Source organism: Armatimonas sp. (assembly GCF_031410135.1).
Lineage (GTDB): Bacteria > Armatimonadota > Armatimonadia > Armatimonadales > Armatimonadaceae > Armatimonas.
Window position 1 is genome coordinate 1 of the sequence record NZ_JANNYP010000247.1, and the last position, 22,617, is coordinate 22,617.

Annotated in this window: 25 protein-coding genes; 9 read left to right on the plus strand and 16 right to left on the minus strand. The window is 58.8% G+C overall.

The annotated features are described in order from the left end of the window. Positions 1–287, plus strand: a 287-nt coding sequence (locus RMO15_RS09105) for a DUF559 domain-containing protein (RefSeq protein WP_309710924.1), incomplete at its 5' end; no start/stop codon positions are given. A 72-nt stretch (positions 288–359) separates the two neighbouring features. Here the strand turns inward: RMO15_RS09105 and RMO15_RS09110 are convergent. After that, positions 360–959, minus strand: coding sequence for a hypothetical protein (locus RMO15_RS09110; RefSeq protein ID WP_309710928.1), 600 nt, complete (start codon positions 957–959; stop codon positions 360–362). Positions 960–1,046: 87 nt separating this feature from the next. Between RMO15_RS09110 and RMO15_RS09115 the strand changes: the two genes are divergently transcribed. From RMO15_RS09115 to RMO15_RS09130, 4 genes are all read left to right on the plus strand, one after another. Beyond that, a complete protein-coding gene (locus RMO15_RS09115; RefSeq protein ID WP_309710932.1) occupies positions 1,047–1,805 on the plus strand; it encodes an SDR family oxidoreductase in 759 nt (252 codons plus the stop codon). A 32-nt stretch (positions 1,806–1,837) separates the two neighbouring features. After that, a complete protein-coding gene (locus RMO15_RS09120; RefSeq protein ID WP_309710935.1) occupies positions 1,838–2,677 on the plus strand; it encodes an alpha/beta hydrolase in 840 nt (279 codons plus the stop codon). Positions 2,678–2,814: 137 nt separating this feature from the next. Then, positions 2,815–4,839: a hypothetical protein gene (locus tag RMO15_RS09125; RefSeq protein WP_309710939.1), complete on the plus strand. Its 2,025-nt coding sequence runs from the start codon at positions 2,815–2,817 to the stop codon at positions 4,837–4,839. Positions 4,840–4,842: 3 nt separating this feature from the next. Continuing rightward, positions 4,843–6,027 carry a hypothetical protein gene (locus tag RMO15_RS09130; protein ID WP_309710942.1) on the plus strand — a complete coding sequence of 395 codons (1,185 nt, stop codon included), beginning with the start codon at positions 4,843–4,845 and terminating at the stop codon, positions 6,025–6,027. Here RMO15_RS09130 and RMO15_RS09135 read toward each other — a convergent pair. The 6 genes from RMO15_RS09135 to RMO15_RS09160 all read right to left on the minus strand — a co-directional run bounded on the left by RMO15_RS09135 (position 5,995) and on the right by RMO15_RS09160 (position 11,119). Beyond that, positions 5,995–7,308, minus strand: coding sequence for a glycosyltransferase family 39 protein (locus RMO15_RS09135; RefSeq protein ID WP_309710947.1), 1,314 nt, complete (start codon positions 7,306–7,308; stop codon positions 5,995–5,997). The genes RMO15_RS09130 and RMO15_RS09135 overlap by 33 nt on opposite strands. Before the next feature lie 166 nt (positions 7,309–7,474). Next, the gene (locus tag RMO15_RS09140) at positions 7,475–8,380 is read right to left on the minus strand and encodes a nucleotidyltransferase domain-containing protein (RefSeq protein ID WP_309710948.1); all 906 of its coding nucleotides are present in this window, start codon (positions 8,378–8,380) and stop codon (positions 7,475–7,477) included. 3 nt (positions 8,381–8,383) lie between these two features. Beyond that, positions 8,384–9,922 carry a BamA/TamA family outer membrane protein gene (locus tag RMO15_RS09145; RefSeq protein ID WP_309710953.1) on the minus strand — a complete coding sequence of 513 codons (1,539 nt, stop codon included), beginning with the start codon at positions 9,920–9,922 and terminating at the stop codon, positions 8,384–8,386. Positions 9,923–10,117: 195 nt separating this feature from the next. Next, a complete protein-coding gene (secG, locus tag RMO15_RS09150; RefSeq protein WP_309710955.1) occupies positions 10,118–10,366 on the minus strand; it encodes a preprotein translocase subunit SecG in 249 nt (82 codons plus the stop codon). Further along, positions 10,363–10,596, minus strand: coding sequence for a twin-arginine translocase TatA/TatE family subunit (locus tag RMO15_RS09155; protein WP_309710958.1), 234 nt, complete (start codon positions 10,594–10,596; stop codon positions 10,363–10,365). Before RMO15_RS09155 ends, secG begins: the two co-directional genes overlap by 4 nt. 19 nt (positions 10,597–10,615) lie before the next feature. Next, the gene (locus tag RMO15_RS09160) at positions 10,616–11,119 is read right to left on the minus strand and encodes a twin-arginine translocase TatA/TatE family subunit (protein ID WP_309710961.1); all 504 of its coding nucleotides are present in this window, start codon (positions 11,117–11,119) and stop codon (positions 10,616–10,618) included. Between the two features lie 103 nt (positions 11,120–11,222). On the opposite strand from RMO15_RS09160, the gene RMO15_RS09165 reads away from it, so the two are divergent. Continuing rightward, the gene (locus RMO15_RS09165; protein WP_309710964.1) at positions 11,223–12,128 is read left to right on the plus strand and encodes a hypothetical protein; all 906 of its coding nucleotides are present in this window, start codon (positions 11,223–11,225) and stop codon (positions 12,126–12,128) included. Here the strand turns inward: RMO15_RS09165 and RMO15_RS09170 are convergent, their stop codons facing one another. Together RMO15_RS09170 and RMO15_RS09175 are read right to left on the minus strand one after the other, a co-directional pair. Then, positions 12,129–13,841, minus strand: a complete 1,713-nt coding sequence (locus tag RMO15_RS09170; protein ID WP_309710965.1) for a GAF domain-containing protein — start codon at positions 13,839–13,841, stop codon at positions 12,129–12,131. Position 13,842: 1 nt separating this feature from the next. Then, a complete protein-coding gene (locus RMO15_RS09175) occupies positions 13,843–14,418 on the minus strand; it encodes a response regulator (protein ID WP_309710968.1) in 576 nt (191 codons plus the stop codon). Positions 14,419–14,546: 128 nt separating this feature from the next. Here RMO15_RS09175 and RMO15_RS09180 point away from each other — a divergent pair, with 128 nt between their 5' ends. Both RMO15_RS09180 and RMO15_RS09185 read left to right on the plus strand, forming a co-directional pair. Then, positions 14,547–15,776 (plus strand): PDZ domain-containing protein, encoded by a 1,230-nt coding sequence (locus RMO15_RS09180; RefSeq protein ID WP_309710971.1) that lies wholly within the window; start codon positions 14,547–14,549, stop codon positions 15,774–15,776. Further along, entirely contained in the window at positions 15,773–16,549 is a 777-nt protein-coding gene (locus tag RMO15_RS09185; protein WP_309710974.1) for a sulfite exporter TauE/SafE family protein, read from the plus strand. The genes RMO15_RS09180 and RMO15_RS09185 overlap by 4 nt, the downstream gene beginning before the upstream one ends. Here RMO15_RS09185 and RMO15_RS09190 read toward each other — a convergent pair. The 3 genes from RMO15_RS09190 to RMO15_RS09200 are packed head-to-tail and all read right to left on the minus strand — an operon-like array spanning position 16,538 to position 19,125. Further along, the gene (locus RMO15_RS09190) at positions 16,538–17,707 is read right to left on the minus strand and encodes a hypothetical protein (protein ID WP_309710976.1); all 1,170 of its coding nucleotides are present in this window, start codon (positions 17,705–17,707) and stop codon (positions 16,538–16,540) included. The two genes, RMO15_RS09185 and RMO15_RS09190, sit on opposite strands and share 12 nt — an antisense overlap. Positions 17,708–17,716: 9 nt before the next feature. Then, positions 17,717–18,616: a FecR domain-containing protein gene (locus RMO15_RS09195; protein ID WP_309710979.1), complete on the minus strand. Its 900-nt coding sequence runs from the start codon at positions 18,614–18,616 to the stop codon at positions 17,717–17,719. Then, positions 18,613–19,125, minus strand: a complete 513-nt coding sequence (locus tag RMO15_RS09200) for an RNA polymerase sigma factor (protein ID WP_309710983.1) — start codon at positions 19,123–19,125, stop codon at positions 18,613–18,615. The genes RMO15_RS09195 and RMO15_RS09200 overlap by 4 nt, the downstream gene beginning before the upstream one ends. Positions 19,126–19,226: 101 nt before the next feature. Here RMO15_RS09200 and RMO15_RS09205 point away from each other — a divergent pair, with 101 nt between their 5' ends. Next, a complete protein-coding gene (locus tag RMO15_RS09205; RefSeq protein ID WP_309710986.1) occupies positions 19,227–20,351 on the plus strand; it encodes a trypsin-like peptidase domain-containing protein in 1,125 nt (374 codons plus the stop codon). Here the strand turns inward: RMO15_RS09205 and RMO15_RS09210 are convergent. From RMO15_RS09210 to phoU, 4 genes are read right to left on the minus strand one after another with little or no spacing between them, the layout of a single operon-like run. Further along, positions 20,348–20,932, minus strand: coding sequence for a hypothetical protein (locus RMO15_RS09210; protein WP_309710989.1), 585 nt, complete (start codon positions 20,930–20,932; stop codon positions 20,348–20,350). The two genes, RMO15_RS09205 and RMO15_RS09210, sit on opposite strands and share 4 nt — an antisense overlap. 13 nt (positions 20,933–20,945) lie before the next feature. Continuing rightward, positions 20,946–21,683 (minus strand): HAD family hydrolase, encoded by a 738-nt coding sequence (locus RMO15_RS09215; RefSeq protein WP_309710992.1) that lies wholly within the window; start codon positions 21,681–21,683, stop codon positions 20,946–20,948. Between the two features lie 33 nt (positions 21,684–21,716). After that, positions 21,717–21,980 (minus strand): hypothetical protein, encoded by a 264-nt coding sequence (locus tag RMO15_RS09220; RefSeq protein WP_309710996.1) that lies wholly within the window; start codon positions 21,978–21,980, stop codon positions 21,717–21,719. Beyond that, positions 21,977–22,609: a phosphate signaling complex protein PhoU gene (phoU, locus tag RMO15_RS09225; RefSeq protein ID WP_309710999.1), complete on the minus strand. Its 633-nt coding sequence runs from the start codon at positions 22,607–22,609 to the stop codon at positions 21,977–21,979. The genes RMO15_RS09220 and phoU overlap by 4 nt, the downstream gene beginning before the upstream one ends. Between the last annotated feature and the right edge of the window lie 8 nt (positions 22,610–22,617).

Here is a 22,617-nt window from a genome sequence, read left to right on the forward strand (position 1 = left end):
GGGAAGTGATTCGGCAGCGGCGCTGTGGTGGGTATCGTTTCTTAAGGCAGCGGGTCGTGGGACGATTTATTCTTGATTTCTACTGTGCTGAGAAGCGCTTCGCCCTAGAGATTGACGGTGTGATCCATCTCCGCCCCGACATCGCGCAATATGACCTGAACCGAGAAATGCATCTTCGATCCGAGGATAATCTGAGCTTCTTGCGTCTTACCAACGCAGAGGTCATGCGCCTCTCCGACCAGGAGCTCAGCCAGCGTATTCTCGAAGCGCTCCAAACCATCTCTTGAACCCTCCCTGCCCTGAGGGAGGGTGGCGAAGTGAGGAACGAACGAAGACGGGTGGGTCCGAGACGGGTGAGGTTAGAATCGCCAGCCGAACATGAGCGACGAGCCGCGTAGGTTGCCGTTGTTGAGCTTGGTATCCAGGAGCTGGAGTTTGGCGACAAACCCGACCTGAGTCGTGATTCCCATTCCCAGCCGCCAGGCTAGCTTTGTCTCTGAGCTATTGCCTCGTGAGTGATAGACACCCCAGCCCCAGTTGAGAAACGGCGAGATGGCAGCCTTACTGCTCCGTGAAAAGAGGGCACCCCCGTTCATACCGACTCCAATGACCTCGGCTTTGGTTGGACCATTGCCCTTAAGATAGTCTGCAAAGAGACCCTGTGAGGAGAGTGTGTACTGGCGAAGCGTGCCGTAGCTGGCAAGGCGCGGGTCATAGGTGCCCGTGAGGAGAGTGATCGCAGGCTTGCCACCATCTTCTCCCTCGTCATCATCATCGTCATCTTTCTTATGCTTGCTTTTCTTATTTTTCTCGTCGTCGTCTTTCTCGCTCTTCTCGTCTTTCTTTTTTCTTGTTTTCTCTTTTTTCTTTTCGTCCTGGATCGTGATTTTGAGGGTGCCTTCCTCGACTCGGAACTCAGGCGCGGTGGCGAGCATGGCGGGGGGCAGTAGGGTTAGCATGTTTTTTGTACTCCTTCGGAATCTTAAGACGCACATTTTTGCCACTTGGTGACAGGAAATTATAGCAAGCGAGGGGAATTTAGTGGCATGAGCGAACAAAAAGTGGTGGTAGTGACCGGCGGGGCCGGGGGAATTGGGATTGAGACGGGCAAGATCTTCCGGCGCGATGGCTGGAAAGTCGTGCTGGTGGATATCAATGCGGCGGCGCTTGATAGTGCGGCGGCGCAGATCGGCGAGGGAACGGAGACCGCCGTGCTGGACATCCGCAGTGTGGCGCAGATCCGCGAGGTCTTTGCGGCGCTGGCGGCAAAGCTGGGGCGGCTGGACTGCTTGGTCAACAACGCGGGGGTCTTTCGCCTAGAGCCGATCTGGGATGTCACCGAAGAAACCTACGACTGGCTGATGGACATTAACCTCAAGGGTGCGTTTTTCTGTATCCAGGCCGCTGCCGTTGAGATGAAGAAGTTTGGCAACGGGGGCGTCGTAGTCAATGTCGCCAGCGCCGCGGGGCGCTCTGGGCGACCCACGCAGACCATCTACGGTTTAAGTAAAGCGGGCATGATCCATCTCACCAAGTCCGCCGCGATCTCCCTGGGCGAGGAGGGCATCCGGGTTTGTTGTGTCTGTCCCGCTGCCGTGGACACGGGGATGATGCAGAAAAACTTCGCTGAGCGCCGCCAAACCGGCGGCGACAAAGACGTGGAAGCCTTCATGGCCAAGCTACTCGTCAAGCGCCTCTCCCGCCCCGACGAGATCGCGGAGCTCATCGCCTATCTCGCCAGCGAGAAAGCCGCCTACATCACCGGTGGCTCGATTGATATCTCCGGTGGCTTGGACATGCACTAATGCGACATTTATGGAGAGGTGCACTGGCACTATTGCTACTGACAGTGCTTGCACCAGCTCAAGCTCGGGCGCAGGAGGGTGTGGTCTTTGAGAAGGGGATTGAGTTCACCAACCCTGATGATCAGCACCTGAAGCTTGATCTGGCGCGGCCTGAAAAGGGCGATGGGCCGTTTCCTGCCGTGCTCTGCATCCATGGCGGGGGCTTTCGCGCCGGAACCCGCGATGGTTATGATGGGCTGATCAAGCAGCTCGCCGCCCGGGGCTATGTCGCGATCACCGTGGACTACCGGCTTGCGCCTAAGTATCCGTTTCCTGCCGCCATCCACGATGTGAAAGCCGCTGTGCGTTGGCTGCGTGCCAATGCCGCCAAGTACCATATTAACCCGGAGCGAATTGGGGTAACGGGCGGCTCGGCGGGCGGGCATTTAGCGCTCTATCTGGGAGTAACCGGCGGTGTCAAAGAGCTGGAGGGCGACGGTGGAAATCCCACGCAGTCCAGTAAAGTCAACTGCGTCGTGAACTTCTACGGCCCCAGTGATCTCACCCGCTCTTATGGCAAGAGTGTGGATGCCGCCGAGGTGCTGCCGCTCTTTCTGGGAGGCAGTGTCGAAAAAGAGCGCCCCAAGCACATCACGGCAAGCCCGCTCTACTGGGTAACCCCGCAAGCGCCGCCGACACTTTGCGTGCATGGCACCAAAGACAACTATGTCGCCTACGAGCAGTCTATCTGGATGGTGGATCGCCTGCTGGCAGCCGGAGTGGATGCGGAGCTAGTGACACTGCAAGGTGCAGGCCATGGGTTCGGCGGGGAACAGGCCAAGCAAGCCGATGCCGCACTTTTTGCCTTTTTCGATAAGTATCTGAAACGGTAGAGAGGCCGATGATTTAGTTTTTAAGTAAATCTGCCGACTTATAGCCCAGTAGTACACCATGCAGGATTCCACACTCTACCCTAGTCGTTTTATGGTATCCTCACAGGCAACGTGTTTGTATAGGGGTTTAGTAAGCTATGCGGCGAGAGATGTTCACCGAGTCGGACTTTTCAGCGGAGCGCGATGCTCCTGCCCCCGCGCCTCCCCCTGAGCTTCCCGTGCCGAATTTGTCTGCCTACGAGCGTCCCTCAGAAGCGCCTGCACCACTGGTGACAGCAAAGACGGCAGATAAAAAACTCATCCAGCGCCTAGACCCGATGGAGCGTCTCAAAGTCGCGGAGCTCGCCAAGTGGGCGATGCTGATCGGGCTGGGCGGGCTGTTTCTCTGGCTCAAGGCGGTACTCTGGTCGGCCTATATAACATCGGGTAAGGCGCAGGGGCTCAGCGTTGCCTACAGTCTTGTGCCCGTGGGAGCCACGCTTGCGGCGTTTGTCGCCACAGCGCTCTTTCGCTCTTTTGCCGCTAAGAAAGCCACCAAGACCAAGGGGAGCGGCTACAAGGCGGTGGATGCTGTCCGGGACTGGGCGATTACGGGCGTGATCACGGGGGTCTTAGCGGCCCTTGCGATCTTGATTGTCCGTGCGGTGCTGCCCTCGATTGGTGCCGATAAGCCTACCCCAGAGTTCTTTATTTCTCGGTTTATTGCCAACGCGATTGCCGCAATTATCGGGCTGATAGTCGCTCGAAAGCTGGCACTTCGTGGCGATTCAGTGATGGGAGGCGGCAACTTAGGACTGATTCAGCTCTTGCCACAAGCGGCCCTAGTGGGGTTTCTCGCCCTTCCGTTTAATAGCCTGATAGATGGCATTATCCAGGGCTGGCCGTTCATGACGTGGGCGACAGGAGTTCCGACCCTGATCGGCTTTGCCTGGGCCGGTGTGACTCTGAAGCTGGCATGGGACGCCGACAAAAAGCTACGTTTTCTCCAAGGCGGCAAGCAGGGCCGCGACTCGCGCTATGTTGCCACGGGTGGCGAGGCGCTAGAGATGAACTTCACGGTGATCGGGGGCCGTGAGTCGGGTAAGACCGTACTACTGGCAGGAGCTTATAAAGAGTGGATGGAGAACACGGCAGAGCGCTACGGGGTGATTGTCAAGCCCGTGGACATTACGCCGGTCAACTATGAGCAGCTTGATGAGGCGCAGAAGCGTTACTATTTAGACCGCAACTTAGACTATCTCTCGGATCTAATCTACACCTACAACCAGTGGCCCCCCAGTACCCAAGGCATGCGCGAGTTCAAGTTCGATGTCTTTGTACGTCTGCGCAAGAACGACAAGCCCGTCAAGGTGGCGCGTATCAACCTGCTTGACTACCCCGGAAGCTTGCTGGTGACCAGCGATCACTCTGCCGATGCCCATAAAAAGTACTGGAACCGGATCGCGGACTCCGATGGGATTCTCTTTGTGGGGGATATCTCAAGCCTGCGGCGTGGGGTTCAGGAAGAGGGCCTCAATGATGTCCACAATGCCTTCCGGGCCGCAATGGATATTCTCATTGATGGCAAGACCGATCGCAAGATGGGAGTCAATGCCGAGGGCCGCATTGAAGGCAATGGGAAGAACCGTGTGATTCCGGTCGGGATGGTGATGACCAAGTGCGACGAGTGCGTGGATCTTGCCAGTGGCCTACCCGATCACGTTAAGATGGATCAGCTTATCTACGGCGAGCGCCGAGTGCGCGGCAAAGACGATGTGAACTCATCACTGCTGCGCTACAGCGGCCCCTTTGGCATCTTGCAGGAGTGGGAAGAGAAGTGCCGCGCGACCGGCCCTGGCTTTGCCGATGCGGAGATCTTCAAGACCACCGCAATTACCGCCTCGCGTCCCGCCAATGGCCCCGATGGTCAGCCGGATCTCTCCCGCAAGTTTGAGATGATCTCGCCCCAGGACACCACGCCCACCAACTGCGCCACACCTCTACTCTGGCTGACGGCACGGGCGCTCCGCTGGAATGTCACCACCTTTACCGAGCTACGGCGCTGGCTCTTGGGAAGCACCGATACCACCACGCAGAGGCACTTGGATGCGATCCGGCATATTGAGCGGGTTGTCGAGCTCTGGCAGACCGCCATTGAAGAACGGCGTGCCACGGGAAAGTAAGCCATGAGTGATGAGCACATTGGCGTGCAGTGGGCCGTCTTCCGTAGTGGACGGGGCCCTTATGACGACTACAAAGTGACGACAATGGTGGCCGACGGTGGGCCAGGGGTTCAGGAGAGCCTGACGGAGTCTATCCGCTTTGTCTGCCACGGCTTCTACTCCGATATCGAGCTACCTACCGTCGAGCAGAAAATTTTCTTTTTCTGGCAGATTCGTAAAGATCTTTGGGCACTGAGCCGTATCACCGATGATAAAGAGCTGGCAGGGCAGCGGCGTGGGGTAGAGTTTCTCCTCCTCTTTCTTTCCAGCGAGCAGGTTCTCCGGATGGGTGGCCCCCTGACATTGATGGGTGCGGATGCGCTCTGGGAGGCGGTTCAGGAGAAGTCGCGTGTGCAGGAAACCACTCTTCTGCTCCTCACCCCGCCGCCGCCTGCCAAGACAGTAGAGGCCCTACCCCCAGAGCAGCTTGCTCCGGAGCTTCCATTCTCTTTGGCAAGTGAGGCGATGCTACGGCGCTGGTTACACTCCTTGATGGCAGCCAACCAGTTTGCCACGTTTGCGACCTGGTGGCCTTCGACGCGGCCCACGCCCCGTGGTGTCTTTTCCGTGGTGTTGCGGGCTCCGTCGCTTCTGCTACCCGGTCGTGGGGAGATCAAGCAGCTCGCCGATCGCCTCTCCGCAGAGCTCGTCGGGGCGCTTCCACCAACACTGGTAGAGGACACGGCAACCCGAGAGCTGACCCAGACCCTGACGCAAGATGCAAACCTGCTCGCCGACCATGTCGGAGAGACAATGCGCCTCGGCGATACTCTGGAACCAGGAGAGTGGCGAGCACGCACCAGTGAGGGAGCGGGACTGGGTGCTCGTATGACGCGCAACATGAAGGCATTGGCACTGCGGGGCACCCTCTCAGACGAAACCGTGGAAACGGTGGCACGGATTGGGCGGGAGTATGCACGGCTTGAGCTGGGGCTGGAGAAACAGCCTCCTCCCTTCCGCCCCAAGCTCCTGCCCGAGTTCGATGATCTGCAAGACAACGAGCCACCCACGATGGCTCCGTTATCACGCCCCTTAGTGCTCGTCCTTTGTGCGATGGCATTCTTTGCGGCGGGCTGGGGGCTGGGCTATCTCACCGCTCCGCAGGCCGCACGTCCCTCAGCGACTAGCGGCGTATCCTCCACCAACTAGCTGCCAGAGCGAGAGTAGCAAGAGCAGGGCCGCCGGAGCAAAAGCGGCCCACTTGCTCTTTCCCAGCGCCGCAAACCCGCCCACACAGACCAGCGCCACGGCTAGAAGTGATGGCAGGAAGTAGCGTCCCTGTGCCTGAAACACCTCGTAGACGAACTTGGTGAAGAACGGCACCAGGCACAACACCGCCAGCGCAGCAAATCCAAAGACAGGCTCGACGGCTTTCTCTTTGCTGGCTTTGTACAGCCCCAGGAGTGGCGCAAGGGCCGGAACGAGCGTGAGGAGCAGGAGCACTGGCGAGCCGATAAACCGGGCCAGAGGCATGGTCGGTAGATGTGGGTCTAGAAAACACCAAAAGCTCACAAAGGAGCGCAGCCCGACATTGCGGGCATAGTCGGCCCCACTCCACCCGGACATTTGGCTGATCTCATCCGGCGAGAAATTTGGCCCGGTGGCCTTGTAGATCGTCTGGGCCAGAAAATCCCCGTAGAGCATCTGGTTGCGCACCAGCCACGGGGATGCAATCGCCAGTCCCACCAGCACAGCTGCTCCAAAGACCCCTATGGTGTCAGCAAAGGTGATGCGCTTGGCTTTGATGGCAAGTGCGCAAGCCACAAAGAGCACGGGGTAGAGCTGAAGCACTGTTAGCTTGGTGAGCAGGCCTAGCCCAAAAAACAGCCCGAGGAGCGCGCCCTCACCCCAAGCGTAGGCGCGGTGGGGCGGTGCGATGTGCGGTGCAAAAAAGCGTGCCATGCGCCAGACAATCAGCGCACAGAAAAAATGCGTCGTGGCATCGTTGCTGATCGCGCCGCCGAGCTGTGCCTGTATGGGCAAGAACGCCACAAACGCCGCTAGCGCGGGAGCCAGCTCGGGCCGCTTGGCAAAGAGATCCCGCCCCGCCTTCCAGGCAATCCAGACCGTCGCCAATTGAAACGGGAGTGCGACAAGCCGCAGCGCGAGCAAACTCCCGCCCCCCGTGATGGCAAAGACCAGCGCGGTTAGCACATAATACAGGGGCGGCTGGTGCGTCTCATCGCGGCTGAGTGCTCCCTCGGGCAGCTCGGTCATTCCCTCTCGTGCCTGCATTTTCTCCACCACAGGAGCGGGCAGGGGGCGGCGGCCCTTGCTTGGGACAAACATTACCAGCCCTTTTTGCTCCACGATCAGCCGGATATAGTCCCGGTGGGTCGTCTCATCAGGGTTATTGCCCAGCGGAACTTTAACCGCAAAGCTCACCGAGAGCAGAAACGCGGCGGCGAGGATGGCATAGAGGGATTTCATAGCGGCTGAACCCATCCCCCCGGCCCCCTTCCCTCAGGGCAGGGAAGGGGGAGATGGAGGGGGTTTTCCAAACCCTCCCTGCCCTGAGGGAGGGTGGCTGTAGTGAGGAACGAACGAAGGCCGGGTGGGTTCGAAGCCGGGTGGGTTTGGGTTAGGGGAGAATCTTTCATACGCCCGCTTTCTCGCAGAGGGCTTTTATCTGCGTCAGTAGCGCCCGCTCTTGGCCAGGCAGGGCGATAGCACTCTCCAGCGAGCCATAGTGCGCTTCGAGGCACTCCAGCAAGAGCGTCTTAATCGCTGCTTCGTCGGGGCCGTGGGGGAGCTTGCTGGCGGTGTAGGCACTCTCCAGCTCCTTTTCCTTAGTCACAAAGAACTCTTTGACCTGCTCCAGTGTCCACTCCCCGCGCCGGATGGCTTTAAGACGCTCGCGATCTCGTTGTAGGTCAAGATCGCCTAATGTTAGTATTTGCTCGATTTCATCAAGTAATCGCACCACATGGTAACCGAACTTGACATCGAAGCCGAAGGTTTCGACGTTTTGGGCACGCTTGCTGCCCTCTTGTGGGGTCTTGATCTCCATCTTATGGACTTGCGAATAGGCATAGCCCTTGAACTTATGCCATGCGCCTTTGTGGAGAAAAATCTGGCGCTTCTCGCGCACGCGCTCGCCGATGGCGTTGCAGTGGAGAACGCACTCTCTCGGCGTAAAAAGCGAGTCCACGATGTTGGGGTTGTTCTCCATCGCGAGCTGGAAGAACTTCACTAGCGAGAAGATCGTCAGGTCGTACTCGCGGCCCTTGCCTGCCAGCGCGTCTTTGTCCTCGACATGGTGCTGCTGGAACTGCTCGAAGCGCTGAAGCTGTCGACCAAAGCCGGGAATCTCGCCGCGCAGGTGCGGGAAGACATCGTCTTTGGGAGGGACGCAGAAGCCGTAGACATCCATGTCCGACGAGTCCGAGGAGACACCATAGGCCATGGATCCCATGATGGTTTCGTAGGCGATGCAGCCGGGGAGCCACTTGGGAGGGCTGATCAGCTTGCGCAACGCGAGGCGCTCGACAGTGCTGCTCATCGCTTAAAAAGACTGCCCCAGGGAGATATACGTGCGCGATGCATTGCCAAAGGCGAGATCAAAGCGAATCGGACCAAGGGGGCTCTGGAAGCGCAGCCCAACTCCCCCTCCGACCTTTAGGCCGCTCGCCGAGACACTCTGGCCGGGGAGCCAGGCATTGCCCGCATCAAGAAAAACCACGCCGGTTGTGTCTGTGCCTAGAGGGACTCGTGCCTCGGCGGAGCCTAGCACCATCTTGTCGCCGCGCACGGAGAAGAACTCATAGCCGCGCAGAAGATCAAAGCCGCCCAGAAAGAACTGCTCGGAGAGGGGCACATCGCCCGAAGAAACCCCTGCCAGAAGGCGCGAGGCGAAGACGGCGTTTGGTTTCTTAGGAAAGCTCATCGGGCTGTAGCGGCGCAGATCCAGGCTGGTTTGGGTGAAGCTACGGGTGCCTCCAAACTGAGAGCCTGCTACTTCATAGCGCAGACGGTTAAGAGTCCCTGTCCGTGGGTTATCTGCACGGTCTCGTGTATCCGCCGCGAGCGAGAATCCGAGCGCACCGACCGTCGCACTGGCCCGGCTCAGCTCTGATATTGGCGGATTGATGCGATCGGGAACGGGGTCGTAGCCCACCACATCACGCCGCGCGGTGAGGGCAAGGTTCCAGACTCCTCCGATAGGTCTGCCTAGCTGTGCATTGAAACCCTTGCGCCGCTCGTAGCTACGGAACGTTTCAATCGGAGTTCCGAACGTGGGTAGGAAGATCGTGTTCTGGTCGTAGACACTCACGCCATACGCTAGGCTACGCGGGCCAACAGCGGGTCGCTGAAGGGTGACAAAGAACGCGGTTCGGGGGTCTTCTTGAACCAGAAAGCCATTGTTGTCGAGCAGCACACGCCCAAAGCGCTGCCACTGTGCGGAGACGCGCTGGGCGTTTCCAAGCAGGTTGTTCTCTGAGAGATCCACGAAGCCAACGAGCCCCGTCCCATCGCCATAGCCGACGGTCGCTGCGACATTGCCGGTCTGCGACTCCTTGACCTTCACTAACAAGTCTACAAGCCCAATGGTATCGGTTGCCTCACTCTCTTCGGGAGGGACACCGCTGATGAGCACCTCACTGAAGATTCCCAGCCGCCCCAGTCGCGCTCGGTCTTGCTGAAGGTCTGCCTCGCGGTAAACCATGCCTTCACGCTGGGAAAGAGCCTCATGGATCACCGAAAGGCGGGTGCGTTTGGCTCCTTGAACCGTGATCTTTCGGATACGTCCCTCGGCAACCGTTAAAGTGAGTTTTCCTTGGGGTGAGAGCTGGTAGCCGATGACTTGCGCAAGCGTGTAGCCCTTGGCCCGGTAGAGCGCCTTGATCGCTTCAAAAGCGGCACGGATTGCCTCTGGCTTGGCTTCTTTGCCCTGTAGCATGGTTCTTGCAACTTCCACGACTGAGGTCGTAGGCAAGACGGATGTCCCGCTGACCTCAATATTCTGGACTCGTGGAATATCTTGGGCTTGTGTGGGAGCTACCCCGAGTACCAGACAGAAACTAAAGAGGCAAAAACGGCGCATGCCAACCGCCTTGACAGAAAGGAGAACCCTTGTTAGAATAGGACAAAGGGTATATACGACGATGTTGATCGGAATCCTAGTTTACTGTGTAGCAGCGGTAATTTTCTATGTTTACTTGCTGAATACCGCGTGCGCTGAAGTAAAGAACTAGCTCTATCCCGGCTACCCACCTAGGTAGCCGGGATAGAGAAATCACTAGGTACCACTCACTTCGTGAAGGATATAGAGGAGCAGCGCTGTTCCCATCCACCCGATCACTAAGTTACGGGTATAGAGCGAGAGCATCTCATCATAGCCCGCTTTACCTCGGAAGTTACTACTGGGCGTGTTGGCGACGCCGCCGCCGAAGCCCTCGTTTTTAGGGTTTTGTGCAGTGACAATCCAAATAAGCCCCGCCGAGAGAATAAGCATCACTCCCGTGAGGATACCGAGGATGATACTCATGACTCGCTGCCTGTCTTCTCTTTATCGCCTTCGGGCTTCTTCTCGTCTTTTTCTTCATCCTCGGTCTTGGTTGGCTCTCCGTTGATGGAGTTCTTAAACTCCCGGATACCCTCACCCAGTCCGCGAGCGAGCTGAGGAATCTTACTTCCCCCAAAGAGAACCAGGATGATTCCCGCGACGATAGCCCAGTCGGTATAGCTTGTAAAATAGGCAAATGTGGTGTTTAACATAGCAGTCTAACTCTTTTCCTTAAGCGCTCTTCGCCGCAGTGTCTGCGCCTAGTGCTTCTTCTGTGGTCTCCGTCTCTAGTACGGTGGTTTCCTCAGTCGTTGTTACCGTCTCCAGCTCAAGTGGGGGCACTACAGCTACCGCTTCTGCGAGATGCTCCGTGGCGACCGCGTCTACAAGTGTCTCGGTGGGATGCAGTGCCTCGATGGGTTGCTCTGTGGCAACGGCTTCGAGGGCGGGATGCTCTGCGACAGCAGGCAAACCATACTGATCCAACGGCTCATGGTCGTAGGTCGTACTCACCGGAGATGTGTACTCGTAAGTGGGCGGCTCGTAGCGATCGTACGACGAGTGATCGTCCAGATCGAACGCCGACTGAACGTCACTGGACATCTTTTTCAGATCACGCAGTGCTCCGCCGATCTGACGCGCCAGATCCGGAACTTTTTGTGGTCCAAATATAAGCAGTGCTATCACCAGAATGATAACGATCTGCGGCATTCCCAGATATGCAAAAGTGTACATGATTCGCCCCTACGAATTTTCATTATATCGCGGCAAAAAAGTGCCTCGAAAAAACACGAAACACCCTGTCTTTCTTTTGCCTCCAAAAGCTCAGGAGAGAGTCATGAGATTTATTGCCACTATTGCCAGCCTGCTGATTGCTGTCCCCGCGCTTGCCCAGGAGCCACTCACTCCCCAAGCCTTGCTGACGGAGGCACGACAGAGCGCCACACAAGCCACCGACCCCCTGGATCGGGTGACTGCCTGGTCTGCTATTGCGAGGGTGGAAGCCAAGCAGAAAAATATCGAGGGAGCCAAAGAAGCAATTCGGCTTGCCTGGAGTGCCGCCAATCCCAACCCCAAGAAGAAAGCACAGCGCCTTTGGCTACTCCGAGACTGGGCCGCCTTTGATCTGGAAGGTGCTAAGCAAGCTGCCTCCTCGCTCTCGGGGATTCAGCGCCGCTGGGCCATGGAAGGAATCGCATCGGTTCAGGCGGCCTCGGGTGATCTTTTGGGAGCCTACAAGATCGCGCAGACACTTGATGATCCCCGAGGGGCGATGTGGGAGATTGGCTACGTGCAAAGTCAATCCACGCGGCCACCCGTCTCCAAAAGTCTACTCCAGAGTCCCCATCCGATCCAACGTGGCCCCGGACTCGTCTCTTTGGCAAGGGAGGAACTGAAGGCAGAGAATCGTGCCAAGGCACTCGCGACACTCCAAGAAGCGGAGAAAGTCGTCCGCCAGATCACCGACCCCGAGACCATGCCAGGCTACCGTCTGGGATTTCTGCAAGCTATTGGCGAGCTACGCATTCAAGCGGGTGAGCTTGAGGCGGGGCGGGTACTTTTCCGAGAAGTGAAAGATGCTTGTCTGGGCCTCCCCGAAAAAGAGCAAAACCAGCGTCTCAGTCTGCTGGCCATTGCCCAAGCACGCACGGGAGATCGCCTAGGTGCACTGCGAACGGCACGTGGTCTCCAAAAAACAGACGCCCGTGTTAGCGCCCTCGCAGGAATCGCCGGAGCACTCTAGTTACGTCTTGGGCCAGCGGATGGAGGCGATGGTTTCCTCGCCGTCACGGAGGAGCTTGAACTCGCCGTGTAGGTCGCCGCGCACGAGACTTTGGACGATTTGTAGGCCCAGGTCGTGGTGCTTGTCGGGGTTGAAGTCGGGGCGGGGGGTATCGCCGGTGTTACGGACCTCTAAGAGCCAGTCATTGGGTTTTTCCATGAGGCGCACCAGAATGGTTCCCTCATCGGCGAGCTTGAAGCCATGCTCGACGGCGTTTTGTACCATCTCATTGAGCACCAGTGCGACGGAGTTTGCCTGGTGGCTGGAGAGGCGCAGCTCGGGCCCCTCGACCCGGAAGTCAATGCGCTTGTTGGGGAGCGTGAGGCTCTGTTTGGTGGCAAGGACGATGTGCTCGGCGATCTTGCGGATGGAGATCGTATCCAGATCCTCGCGGGAGAGTAGCTCATGAACCGCAGAGACGGCCATCACGCGGCCTATGGACTCTTCCAGCACTTCGGTGGCAGGCCGGTCTCCGGCGTAGTGTTTCTGGAGGCGCAAGAGGCTGGCAATCTGCTGGAGGTTATTTTTAACGCGGTGATGCATCTCCTGAAGCAGGGCACCTTTGACCATCAGCTTGGCATTCTCAATTGCCACAGCCACCTGGTTACCCAGCGTCGAGAGCACGTTGAGCTCGCCCTCGGTGAAGTCATGAGGCTGGTCGGTGTAGCAGTTCAGTACCCCGATCACCCGGTCGCGCACTTTCAGGGGGACGCAGGCAAGGCTGGTAAGATTCTGCTCACGGGCGATGTCACCGAACTTGTAGTCGGGGGATTTCTTGACATCGAGCACGGTGACCACTTTTCCGGTCTCCACGGCTTTTCCCGCGAGACCTTCGCCAATGTGGAGCGGGGGGCGACGGGCGTAGTCTTTTGAGGCGGCGTGCACGGCCTTGACCACGAGCTGCTGTTTTTCTTCATCCACCAGGCGCAGAGCGACGATCTTAAAGTTCAGGGTCTGGGCTGTGGCCGCGACCGCGAGCTGCAAGATCTCTTCCAGATAGAGATTGGAGGTAATGGTTCGGGAGACCTCGGCCACTGTGGAGAGATGCGTGGCGCTCTTTTCTGCGTTGCGCACTTTGCGGCTGGTCTGGATGGCCCCCGCCACTTGGGAGGCAATGGCTGAGAGGAGCTGGACTTGGGTTTTGGTGTAGGTGTGTGGGGCCTGCGTGCGAACGTTGACTACCCCAATACACTCATCGCGCCAGATAAGCGGCACGGAGAGGATGCTCTGGTAGCGGTCCTCGTTGAGATCGGGGAGGAACTTAAAGCGCTCATCGCTCCAGGCTTCGGAAGCTATCGCGACATGCTTTTTCTCTCTTGCAACCCAGCCCGTGATCCCCTCGCCGATCTTCAGCCGTAGCTTGCCAATAAGGGGCTTGATCGGCTCGTCGGTGGTGGCACGTAGCACCAGAGTGTCGCCAGACTCGTTGAAGAGATAGACCAGAGCGGACTCTGTGTCGGTCACCTCCAGAGCGATCTCGGCGATTAAGGGGAGGATGTCGTCGGTCGTGACCACCTGACCGGTGGCCTCTGAGATACGGCGGAGGGCGGCAGCCTCAGAGGCGCGTGCATCGAGTGCTTCTTCAAGCTGGCGGATGCGCTGACGGGCATCTGCAAGCTCATGCTCGCGTCGCTCCAGAAGTCGCTGAAGCTCCTCCGCTGTTTGTTTTTGCACGTCAGACCGAGTTTGCGATAATGATCGCCTCAGCGATCTCACGCATGGACTTGCGGGTATTCATGCTCTGGACTTGGATACGACGGAACGCGTCTTGCTCCTTGAGTCCGTAGAGATCCATCAAGATACCCTTGGCGCGGTCTACCGCTTTTCGGGTCTCCAGCTTGTTCTCCAGATCTGCCACTTCCTTCTCGATCTCCAGCATCTCCTCGAAACGAGCGATGGCTATCTCGATAGCGGGCATCAGATCCGCCTCTTTAAAAGGCTTGATTAAATACGCAAAGACGCCTGCATCCTTGGCCCGCTCTACAAGCTCCCGGTCGGAGTAGGCGGTCAGGAGCAGGACAGGTGCGACACCCTCTGTGGAGATAACCTTGGCGGCGTCAATTCCGTCCATTTGGGGCATCTTCACGTCGAGGATCACGACATTCGGCTTGAGTTCGCGGGTGACTTCGATCGCTTGGCGACCGTCCCCAGCCTCCCCCGCTACGATGTGTCCCATATTCTCCAGCGTGCGCCGGAGGTCCATTCGGATGATGGGCTCATCGTCTGCGATCACAATTCGCAGTGGTTCCACTTATTCAAAACTCCTTAATCGTGTCTAAGCAGTAGGCTTGAAAGCCTCCGCCCTAGGCACGCGACAACTTTCGATTGTATACTAAATTTATCGTCCTTGCCACCTGGCAGACCGATGGACTGGTATCTATGACAGCTTCTCCTCCCTCTACCGACTCAGCCCCCCCCACATCGCCTGCGCTTCTTGCGCTGCTGGGCGGAGCGCTTGCCGCTTTTCTTCTCACGCTGCTTAACCGCTATTTAGGCGTTTGGGTTCCCCTTCCTGCTGCGCAGAGCGTGGCGGGGCATCTTGCATCGCTGGCCTATCTGTTTCCTCTTCTCCTCGCTCTGATGGGCGCGGCGGGGGGCGCGGCACGTCTGCCGCAGAGTCCGGGCTTTCTGGGGCTGGTGGGGCTCCTACTCGCGGTGCCGATGGGCATGGTCTATCTCCTTACCGAGAAGTTCCGCGTGCCGGTGCCTCTGCCGCTCTTTTTGACCGCCAACAATCTCTTTTTGCCTGTGGGCGTTATTCTCATGGGCGTGGCTCTGGGGCGTAAGATCATCAAGCATCCCAACACACTCTTGGCACTTGCAGGGATCGTGATCTTCTTTGACATTGTGATGGTGACAATGGGCACGGTGGCGCAGGCGATGCAAGCCAACTCCAAGCTGATCTCGCTCGTCTCGGTGGGCGGCGGCTCGCCCCAGCCCCAGATGCCGCTGCACCTGTCCAAATCCATTCCACTCCTCTCTGGCGTGACAATTGGCCCCGCCGATGTGCTCCTGCCTGCGCTGTTTTTTGCCGCCATCGTCCAGTTTCCGAGGCTCAAGCCCGAGTGGCAGATCCCGTTAAAGCGCACGTTCTGGTGGGTTTTTGGCCTTCTTGCGCTGGCCCTGGTCGTTGTCGAAGTTACCGCGCTGCCGATTCCCGCTTGGGTGCCGATGGGCATGGGGCTCCTGATCGCCAACTCCCGCTACGCCGCCTTCAGCAAACAGGAGAAGCGTGATCTCTGGATCGGAGCCGTCTTTGCGATCTTCTGCGCGGCGCTGATTATTGCAGGAGCCAAGCGTTTCTTCGCCAGCCAGCCCAAAGAGCCTGTCAGTAACCAGCGCGTCCCCAAGTGGGGCTGGCAGGTAGGAGTTGTGCGCGAGACAGGGGAGCGCTTCGTGACAGGGGTGCTTGATGGGATGCCGATTGCGAAGGCGGGGATCAAGCCCGGCGATGTGATCGAGAGTATCAACTCCATCAATACCTCAACCCTCACACGCAACGAGGACTGGTTCAAGGCGCTGGACGATGCCGAGAAAATGGGGCTTGTGGTGCGCCTGCGCCGCCTGGGCGAGAAAAAACCGCTGGACGTGAAAGTAACGCTTCCATGACGGGGCTCCAGCTCGGGCTAGTTTTTGTGGCCTCGTTTGTGGCAGGGGGCGTGAACTCCGTAGCGGGAGGGGGGACACTCATCACCTTTCCGGTGCTCCTCACAGGCGGGATGGATTCCATCGTCGCAAATGCCACCAACTCCGCCGGGCTCGCTCCGGGCGCGTTTGCCTCATTTCTAGGCTACCGAAAAGAGCTGGGTGGCCTGCGTCACCTCATGCTCCCCCTGGCTCTGATTGCACTCGTCGGAGCGACTATTGGCGCATTGTTGCTACTCGCCACCCCGACGCGCCTCTTTGACCGGCTGATTCCGTTTCTGATTCTCGCTGCGACGCTACTCTTCGCCTTTCAAGACCGGTTCAAGAAGCTCGGCAAGCGCCCCGCAGATTCCGGTGAGCTCTCCCAGATCACGCTACCCATCGCCTTGTTTCTGCTGGGCGTGGCGGTCTACGGAGGCTACTTTGGGGCGGGGATTGGGATTCTGACTCTGGCGGCGCTCGGGATGCTGGGCATGACCGAGATGCACAAGATGAACGGCCTCAAGACGGTCTTCACGGGCGGCCTGAACGTCGTGGCGTCTGTGGTGCTCATGCTCAGCCACAAAGTGGATCTGAAGCTCGCTGCCCTGATGACCGTCGGCGCGATGCTGGGCGGCTGGCTTGCCGTCGGAGTGGCCCGCAGGCTGGGAGCGGGCAACGTCCGTAAGCTGGTGATTGGAATTGGAGTCGTGCTCTCGGTTCAGACCCTCCTGCGCTACTGGATCTTACCGAGCTAGAAGCGCCTCTCGGACTTCCGTCGCGCTGCTCTGACCCGTCGCCACGAAGGCACTGGCCAGTAGTTTTTCACAGGGCTGCCGAAGGCTCTCCTGGGTGGCCAGGCGTCGCAGAATAGGTTCCAGATAGCGGCCTTGCGCTGCCAGAGTCGCGAAGTGTTTCTCGGGCGCGGCTGCATAGCTCTGGAGTGCCTCCGCGACCGCTGCCTCGCGCTCTCTGGTAAGTCCCTCGATCCGGCCCACCATGACGCGGGTAAGCTGATCTGGCTTGGGGAAGACCCGCATCGGAATAAACTTCTCCGTCCAGCTTGGGGGAAGAATGAAGAGCACGCGGAGGCCGTCGCTGCCGAAGTAGCTCGACTTCCAGGTATTGACTAGCGCTTTGGCCTCATCGGGAAAGAGTCCGCTCTCGACTAGGCCACTGGTCAGGCGCTGCGCGACGGCCTCAGGCGTTCCTGGCTTCAGGCGCTGCGTGATGCCCTCTAGCTTCTGCTTCGGACTCAGGCTCTCAAAAGCCCGCCACGTAATCTTCCCCTTGGTCACGTTAACGACAATTACAGAGCGCACCGGAACTGTGGTCGTCAGCTGCCCGCCGTTTACCTCAGGGAAGAAGCGCACGGGCAGGTCAGCCTTTCCCAGCCCTCGGTAGAAGAGGAAACGCTCCGTCTCGCCACTCGCGGGAACGGGTGTGAACCCACTGAGCGTGTCGTTGAGGAGCCGCGCATCTGGGGTCATGTGCACCGTGGCGGCTTGGGGGACCTGGCGGGCGAAGCGCCAGAGGGAGTCGGGAGCGATCGTAGGAAGGCGGTCTTGCGGCGAGGGGGGCTTGATGTTGGCGATCCAGGCGATATGCCCATTGTGCGTGGGATGGGGGCCAGGGTAGCGCCCGACACGCTGGGCAGACGGGAACCAGTGCGTCCAAGTGCCCGTGGGAAAGTCCACCCCCACCGACACACGGCGTGGCCTGTCGGTGTAGAAATAGATCACGGGTGTCTCGCCTTTGAGCGTGGCGATCCTAGAGAACACGGTGTCCTCTTTGGGGGCATGGACAAAGGTGGGGAGTGGGTGCTCCTCGTGGTACATCCCCTCTAAGTTCACGCCATCCGATCCCGCGATGGCTAAAAACGTCCCCCACTCATGAACAATAAACTTACCTTGCATTTTTTTCTCCTAGATCCCGAGCTGCGCGGCACCGCCCCACAGCAGTTTTAGCTCCTCGCGCCAGGTCGCCAGAGCCTTTTTGTCGAGCGCGAGCACTTGCTCGCGGGTGACGCTTCCTGGGAGCGTCGTGAAAGTGAGCATTTTCTCCAGAGTGGCCTCGCGCTCGGCTCCCGAGACGCGTGGCAGCAGATGAAAGAGCGTCAGGGTATCTACGGGCTCATGGAGCGCAGCGAGCAGGGGCTCAAGTGGCCCGCCGGACTCATACGCCTCCAGTGCTTTGGGGCGCTCGCCACTCTCGCCGTACCAGGGTAGACTGAGCTTTCCGTTTGAAGAAACTCTTAGGTGTCCACCAGCAGGCACGAGCACGCTCGCGCCTTGCTTATCTTCCAGCTCCACCCAGCCGACACTGACATCGAGTGCGCTACTCTGCCCCGCCACCGAGAGCTTGTAGGCGCACCCCAGGTCCACGGCGAGGGCACGGGGCGTCTCCACCGCAAAGAGACGCGGCGGTGCCGTCACTTTCACCGTGATCGCGCCTTGGTCTAGAGCAAGCTGCTGACGCTCCGGGCGGCTCCGCGTCACGCGTAGCTGTGAGCCCGGCTCCAGCGTGACGGTTCCAAGCGTGCTGGTGAGGGTTCTCGCGCTCCGGGCTGTCTTAATTTCTTCGCCGACACGGAGTGCACGGCCCTCCAGCTGCCAGATTGAGGCGAGCGGGCGGGGGCGAAAGATCAGAAAACATATCACGGCAGCGCTGGCGGCAAGCGCGAGGGCGAAAACACGCTTAGGAAACGTCTTTTTGCTTCGTTTGGCTTGCACACGTTCCCAGAGTCCTGAGGGAGCAGGCGTGAGCTGGGCCGCTTCTTCTTCTAAACGTTTGCCTAGAATAGACTCGGGCAAATCATTGTTCATGGCTCTGTTTCCTCCTCTCCAAGGCGCTTTGCAAGCTGCTTCAAGCCCCGATGGAGCCGTGTCGCGACCGTTCCCGTCGGGCAGCCAAGCTGGGTGGCGATCTCGTCGTAGCTGAGCTCGTGAAAGTAGCGCAAGAGAATCGGGGTGCGCAGGGTTTCCGGCAGACTCTCGATAGCCTCATGAAGCTCACGGCGGGCGATAAAAGAGTCTGTGGGGGGCGGCTCGGGATCGGGGAGCTGCTTCTCGCTTCGCCGTCGGCGGCGTAGCTCGTCGCGACAGATATTAACCGTCACTCGGTGGAGCCAAGTGGTCAGACGAGCTTCCCCACGAAACTGCCAGAGTCGCCCTGCGAGGCGCACGAAGACTTCTTGGGCGGCGTCTTCCGCGGCGGCTCTATCTCCCTCCAGACACACCAGCGCCACAGTGAAGACCCGGTCTTTGTGGTTCTCAAAGACAGTCTTTAGCTCAGGACGGGCAGCACGGTGGCGGCTAAGAAGCTCGGCTAGCATGGCGATCTGTAGCTTAGACGGCTCCCTGGTGCAATTTCTTTCACTTGGGAACTTTGTTTTTTTTCTTGCGTATGAAAAAGGTAAGAGGAGTTGGATTTGTCATGGCTAGTTTTCGATGGAATCGCCCCACAACGGCTCTAGGGACGCTGCTTGTGGGCATGGTGGCAGGGGCGTGTGTGACGGCACGTGGGGGAGGTATGGAGTCTCTTTTGCCGGCCAAGCTGGCGGTGGCGGCCCCTCCCTATTCAGCGGATAAAGAGCCGATTGTGCAGGCGGCACGGCTCGCGGCTCCCTCGGTGGTGGCGATTGACACGACCTCGCGCCAGAGCCGGACGGTTTTTGATAGTCGTGAGGACTGGTTCTATGGCAGGGGCCGCCAGGAGACTCGTGAGGTGCCGACGGGAGCGGGGTCGGGGGTGTTGTTAGAGGGGGGCTATGTCCTCACCAATCAGCACGTGGTGGGTGAGTCCGTAAAGACGGGCGGAAAGATCACGATCACCCTCACCGATGGCCGGGTATTCACCGCACAGCCTGTCGGGGCGGATCGGGCCACTGATGTTGCGCTTCTCAAGGTTCAAGACCCACAGCGCCTGCCCACCGCTCAGCTCGGGGAGAACGATGCGCTACTGCCTGGCCAGACGGTTTTGGCGATTGGTAACCCCGTGGGCCTCTCACACTCGGTCTCGGCGGGAGTGGTCTCGGCGCTGGGGCGTCCCTTGGTGATGGAAGATCGCACCTACGAGAACCTCATTCAGACCGACACGGCCATCAATCCGGGCAACTCGGGCGGGGCGCTGGTGGATCTGGGCGGCAAAGTTGTGGGAATCAACACGCTGGTGCGCACCGATGCCCAGAATATCGGCTTTGCGATCCCCATTAAAACGGCGATGCAGATCGTCGGAGAGCTCAAGCGCTACGGGAAAGTCCGTCGCCCCTATGATGGGGTGGTCACCACCGAACTGACGGCACGTCTGGCAGGGATGCTTCGACTTCCTGAGGGAACAAGTGGCGTTGTGGTTCGGGCCGTCTACCGGAACTCTCCCGCAGCCATGGCGGGTTTTCAGCAGGGCGATGTCATCACACGGCTCGCGGGAGCTCCCATCCGTGATGAGGCGAGCTACCGAAAGGCACTGGAGAGCCAGAGGATTGGGCAGGAAATAGAGCTGGGAATCCTCCGTGAGGGTCAGCCTAGCACAATCCGTCTGCGTCTAGCGGAAGCGCCTTAGTCTTCCTCGATAGTCTCCAGAGGCTCAGGGCCTCTCTGACGGGCGTTCCACTCCTCAGCGAGTGCACGTAGCTCTTCCGAGAGGCCCGTTTTCTTGGGGCTGGGGGCAGGCAGGGGCAAGGGGCGGGTCCAGCCATCGGGGAGGCGATCGTTCTCCCAGCGGTTGCGAGCACGCACGCGTAGCTCCCGAAGCGCCTCATTGTCTTCGTCGGTGGACTCGAAGTGCAGTTCTACGGTCTCTCCGCGTGACTCGCGGTAGACCGCCTCAGCGATAGAAACATAGAGGACATCGCCTCGTTGCACGCTGGCCCCTGAGGCGAGATCTGGGTGCCCTATCGTTCGACCGGGCTCCTTTTTGCGCGAACTGCTCACGATGATTAACCCTCCTGGTGTCGCTTCAAAGCGCTCTCTTTGCACCGCGCGGCTTGCGCTCCCACGGTCTCCTGCCGACGCTATCTGTCCCCCGACCACGGTGATTAATCTCCGAGGTGGCGGGATGAAAATCAGCCCTGCTGCGCCCTGATCAGGTGTCCAGAGACGCGGGGTGAGCAGATCTAGCAATCGAGCGGGTGCTAACATCATTTCCCTACTTCCTCTATAGTATCGGCGACCTTTGCGCTAGATGCAAGTGTTTTGTTTCGAGAACAGGTGGCAAGAGCAAGATCTCCTCTAGTTTTTCGATACAGAAGCTTGCCTCAGAGCTACCCACCCCCCGAAAAAGCACGCTCCTCCAGCCTGCCGCACTTGCTCCGGCAATATCTGCCTCAGGAGAGTCTCCAACAAACAATAGTTCGCTTGATGGCAGGCCGATTAATTTTCGTGCGTACTCAAAGAGCTCAGGATCGGGCTTGGGAGCACCAAAATCCACGTCCGCGACAATAACATCGAAAAACTCTGTTAGCCCAACTTGAGCGAGCTTCTCTCGTTGGATATTTGAGGGGCCATTGGTGATAATACCAAGGGAGAAGTGCGGCTGGAGCGTCTTGAGTGTTTCACGTGTGCTAGGAAGTGCTCGAAGTGCGGCGTGCTCGGCGGCTTCGTAGGTTTGCTGAATCTCGGTGAGGCGCGTCGTACTGGTGATCCCTAGAGCTCCCAGGGCCGCCCGCGTCAGCTGGTGGCGTAAGTCTGTTGTTGCAATGGTCTTGAGAGCCGGGTAGCCTGGTGTTCCGTAGCCCCAGAGCTGGTGGTAAGCATGCGTGAGAGCAGCGGCGATCTCGGTGGGGGAGTTTTCGGGCACCAGAGGCTGGATCGCTCCAATGGCAGCACGCATTGCGCCGGTGGAGTCAATCAGCGTATCGTCGAGATCAAAGAAAATCCCTCGCAGGTGGCCCATGACCCGTTATACCCTAAGTCACGGTTTTTGTGCTTAGAATTCATCGTCGAAATCGAACTCACCACCACGGGGACGCACCAGAGTCACTCGCACAGAGTCTTCGACAAAGCGGGTGATCGCCTCTTCTTGGGCAAGGGCGGCCACTTGTTGCTCTAGCTGCTCAATCTGTGCCGTGTCTCCCTCACGTCTTGCAGCTTCCAGGCGAAAGGCTAGGGCTTCTCGGAGCTTGCTCCAGGTCTCCGCGCGCGGGGCACCATCCAGAAACTCTTCTATGATTGAGTCAGCGTCGCCGATCATGCATTCCCCACTCGCTCTGCTATATTGGTGCAGTGATCGCAGATCCGCTCCAGATAGTAGGCCACAAAGAGCAGAGAGATCGCCTGGGAGACGGCGTGAGGATCGCTTTCCAGGGTGCTTTTTAGCTCATTGCGCATGTGCTTATAGATAGCATCGGCTTCGTCGTCAGAGGCGATCAAAACAGGTGCCTCCTTACGGTCTCGTCGCACAAAGGCATCCAGGGTGAGGCGTAGCATGTTCTGGGCGATCTCCCCCAGATGGGGAATGTCCACCAGCGGCTTATAGATCGCCTCCGCAGAGAGGCGCTTGGCGGCTTCGGAGATATCAACGGCATGATCTGCGATGCGCTCAATATCCGCTGCAACGCGCAGGGCGGAGGTGATGTGTCGCAGCTCACTTCCCGAGGCTGCTTTACGCGAGAGTAGCCGCAGGCAGTGTAGCTCGACTTCCTGCTCCATCCGATCCACGATGTTATCTCGCTCGATTACGGCATTGGCGATCTCTGTATTTTGACGAACCAATGCGGCAACGGCATCGCCGATCATCTCTTCTGCCGCCACTCCCATTTCTAGGAGCATACGCCGAAGTTCCTTGAGTTCTTCCTCAAAAGGTTGTTTTGGTTTTGCCACGTTGTCTA

Excerpts from the sequence above, each read along its gene's own strand:
- RMO15_RS09110 (WP_309710928.1), bottom strand. The coding sequence starts at position 959 with ATGCTAACCCTACTGCCCCCCGCCATGCTCGCCACCGCGCCTGAGTTC.
- RMO15_RS09115 (WP_309710932.1), top strand. The coding sequence starts at position 1,047 with ATGAGCGAACAAAAAGTGGTGGTAGTGACCGGCGGGGCCGGGGGAATT.
- RMO15_RS09125 (WP_309710939.1), top strand. The coding sequence starts at position 2,815 with ATGCGGCGAGAGATGTTCACCGAGTCGGACTTTTCAGCGGAGCGCGAT.
- RMO15_RS09130 (WP_309710942.1), top strand. The coding sequence starts at position 4,843 with ATGAGTGATGAGCACATTGGCGTGCAGTGGGCCGTCTTCCGTAGTGGA.
- RMO15_RS09135 (WP_309710947.1), bottom strand. The coding sequence starts at position 7,308 with ATGAAATCCCTCTATGCCATCCTCGCCGCCGCGTTTCTGCTCTCGGTG.
- RMO15_RS09140 (WP_309710948.1), bottom strand. The coding sequence starts at position 8,380 with ATGAGCAGCACTGTCGAGCGCCTCGCGTTGCGCAAGCTGATCAGCCCT.
- RMO15_RS09145 (WP_309710953.1), bottom strand. The coding sequence starts at position 9,922 with ATGCGCCGTTTTTGCCTCTTTAGTTTCTGTCTGGTACTCGGGGTAGCT.
- secG (WP_309710955.1), bottom strand. The coding sequence starts at position 10,366 with ATGAGTATCATCCTCGGTATCCTCACGGGAGTGATGCTTATTCTCTCG.
- RMO15_RS09155 (WP_309710958.1), bottom strand. The coding sequence starts at position 10,596 with ATGTTAAACACCACATTTGCCTATTTTACAAGCTATACCGACTGGGCT.
- RMO15_RS09160 (WP_309710961.1), bottom strand. The coding sequence starts at position 11,119 with ATGTACACTTTTGCATATCTGGGAATGCCGCAGATCGTTATCATTCTG.
- RMO15_RS09165 (WP_309710964.1), top strand. The coding sequence starts at position 11,223 with ATGAGATTTATTGCCACTATTGCCAGCCTGCTGATTGCTGTCCCCGCG.
- RMO15_RS09180 (WP_309710971.1), top strand. The coding sequence starts at position 14,547 with ATGACAGCTTCTCCTCCCTCTACCGACTCAGCCCCCCCCACATCGCCT.
- RMO15_RS09185 (WP_309710974.1), top strand. The coding sequence starts at position 15,773 with ATGACGGGGCTCCAGCTCGGGCTAGTTTTTGTGGCCTCGTTTGTGGCA.
- RMO15_RS09190 (WP_309710976.1), bottom strand. The coding sequence starts at position 17,707 with ATGCAAGGTAAGTTTATTGTTCATGAGTGGGGGACGTTTTTAGCCATC.
- RMO15_RS09195 (WP_309710979.1), bottom strand. The coding sequence starts at position 18,616 with ATGAACAATGATTTGCCCGAGTCTATTCTAGGCAAACGTTTAGAAGAA.
- RMO15_RS09200 (WP_309710983.1), bottom strand. The coding sequence starts at position 19,125 with ATGCTAGCCGAGCTTCTTAGCCGCCACCGTGCTGCCCGTCCTGAGCTA.
- RMO15_RS09205 (WP_309710986.1), top strand. The coding sequence starts at position 19,227 with ATGGCTAGTTTTCGATGGAATCGCCCCACAACGGCTCTAGGGACGCTG.
- RMO15_RS09210 (WP_309710989.1), bottom strand. The coding sequence starts at position 20,932 with ATGATGTTAGCACCCGCTCGATTGCTAGATCTGCTCACCCCGCGTCTC.
- RMO15_RS09215 (WP_309710992.1), bottom strand. The coding sequence starts at position 21,683 with ATGGGCCACCTGCGAGGGATTTTCTTTGATCTCGACGATACGCTGATT.
- RMO15_RS09220 (WP_309710996.1), bottom strand. The coding sequence starts at position 21,980 with ATGATCGGCGACGCTGACTCAATCATAGAAGAGTTTCTGGATGGTGCC.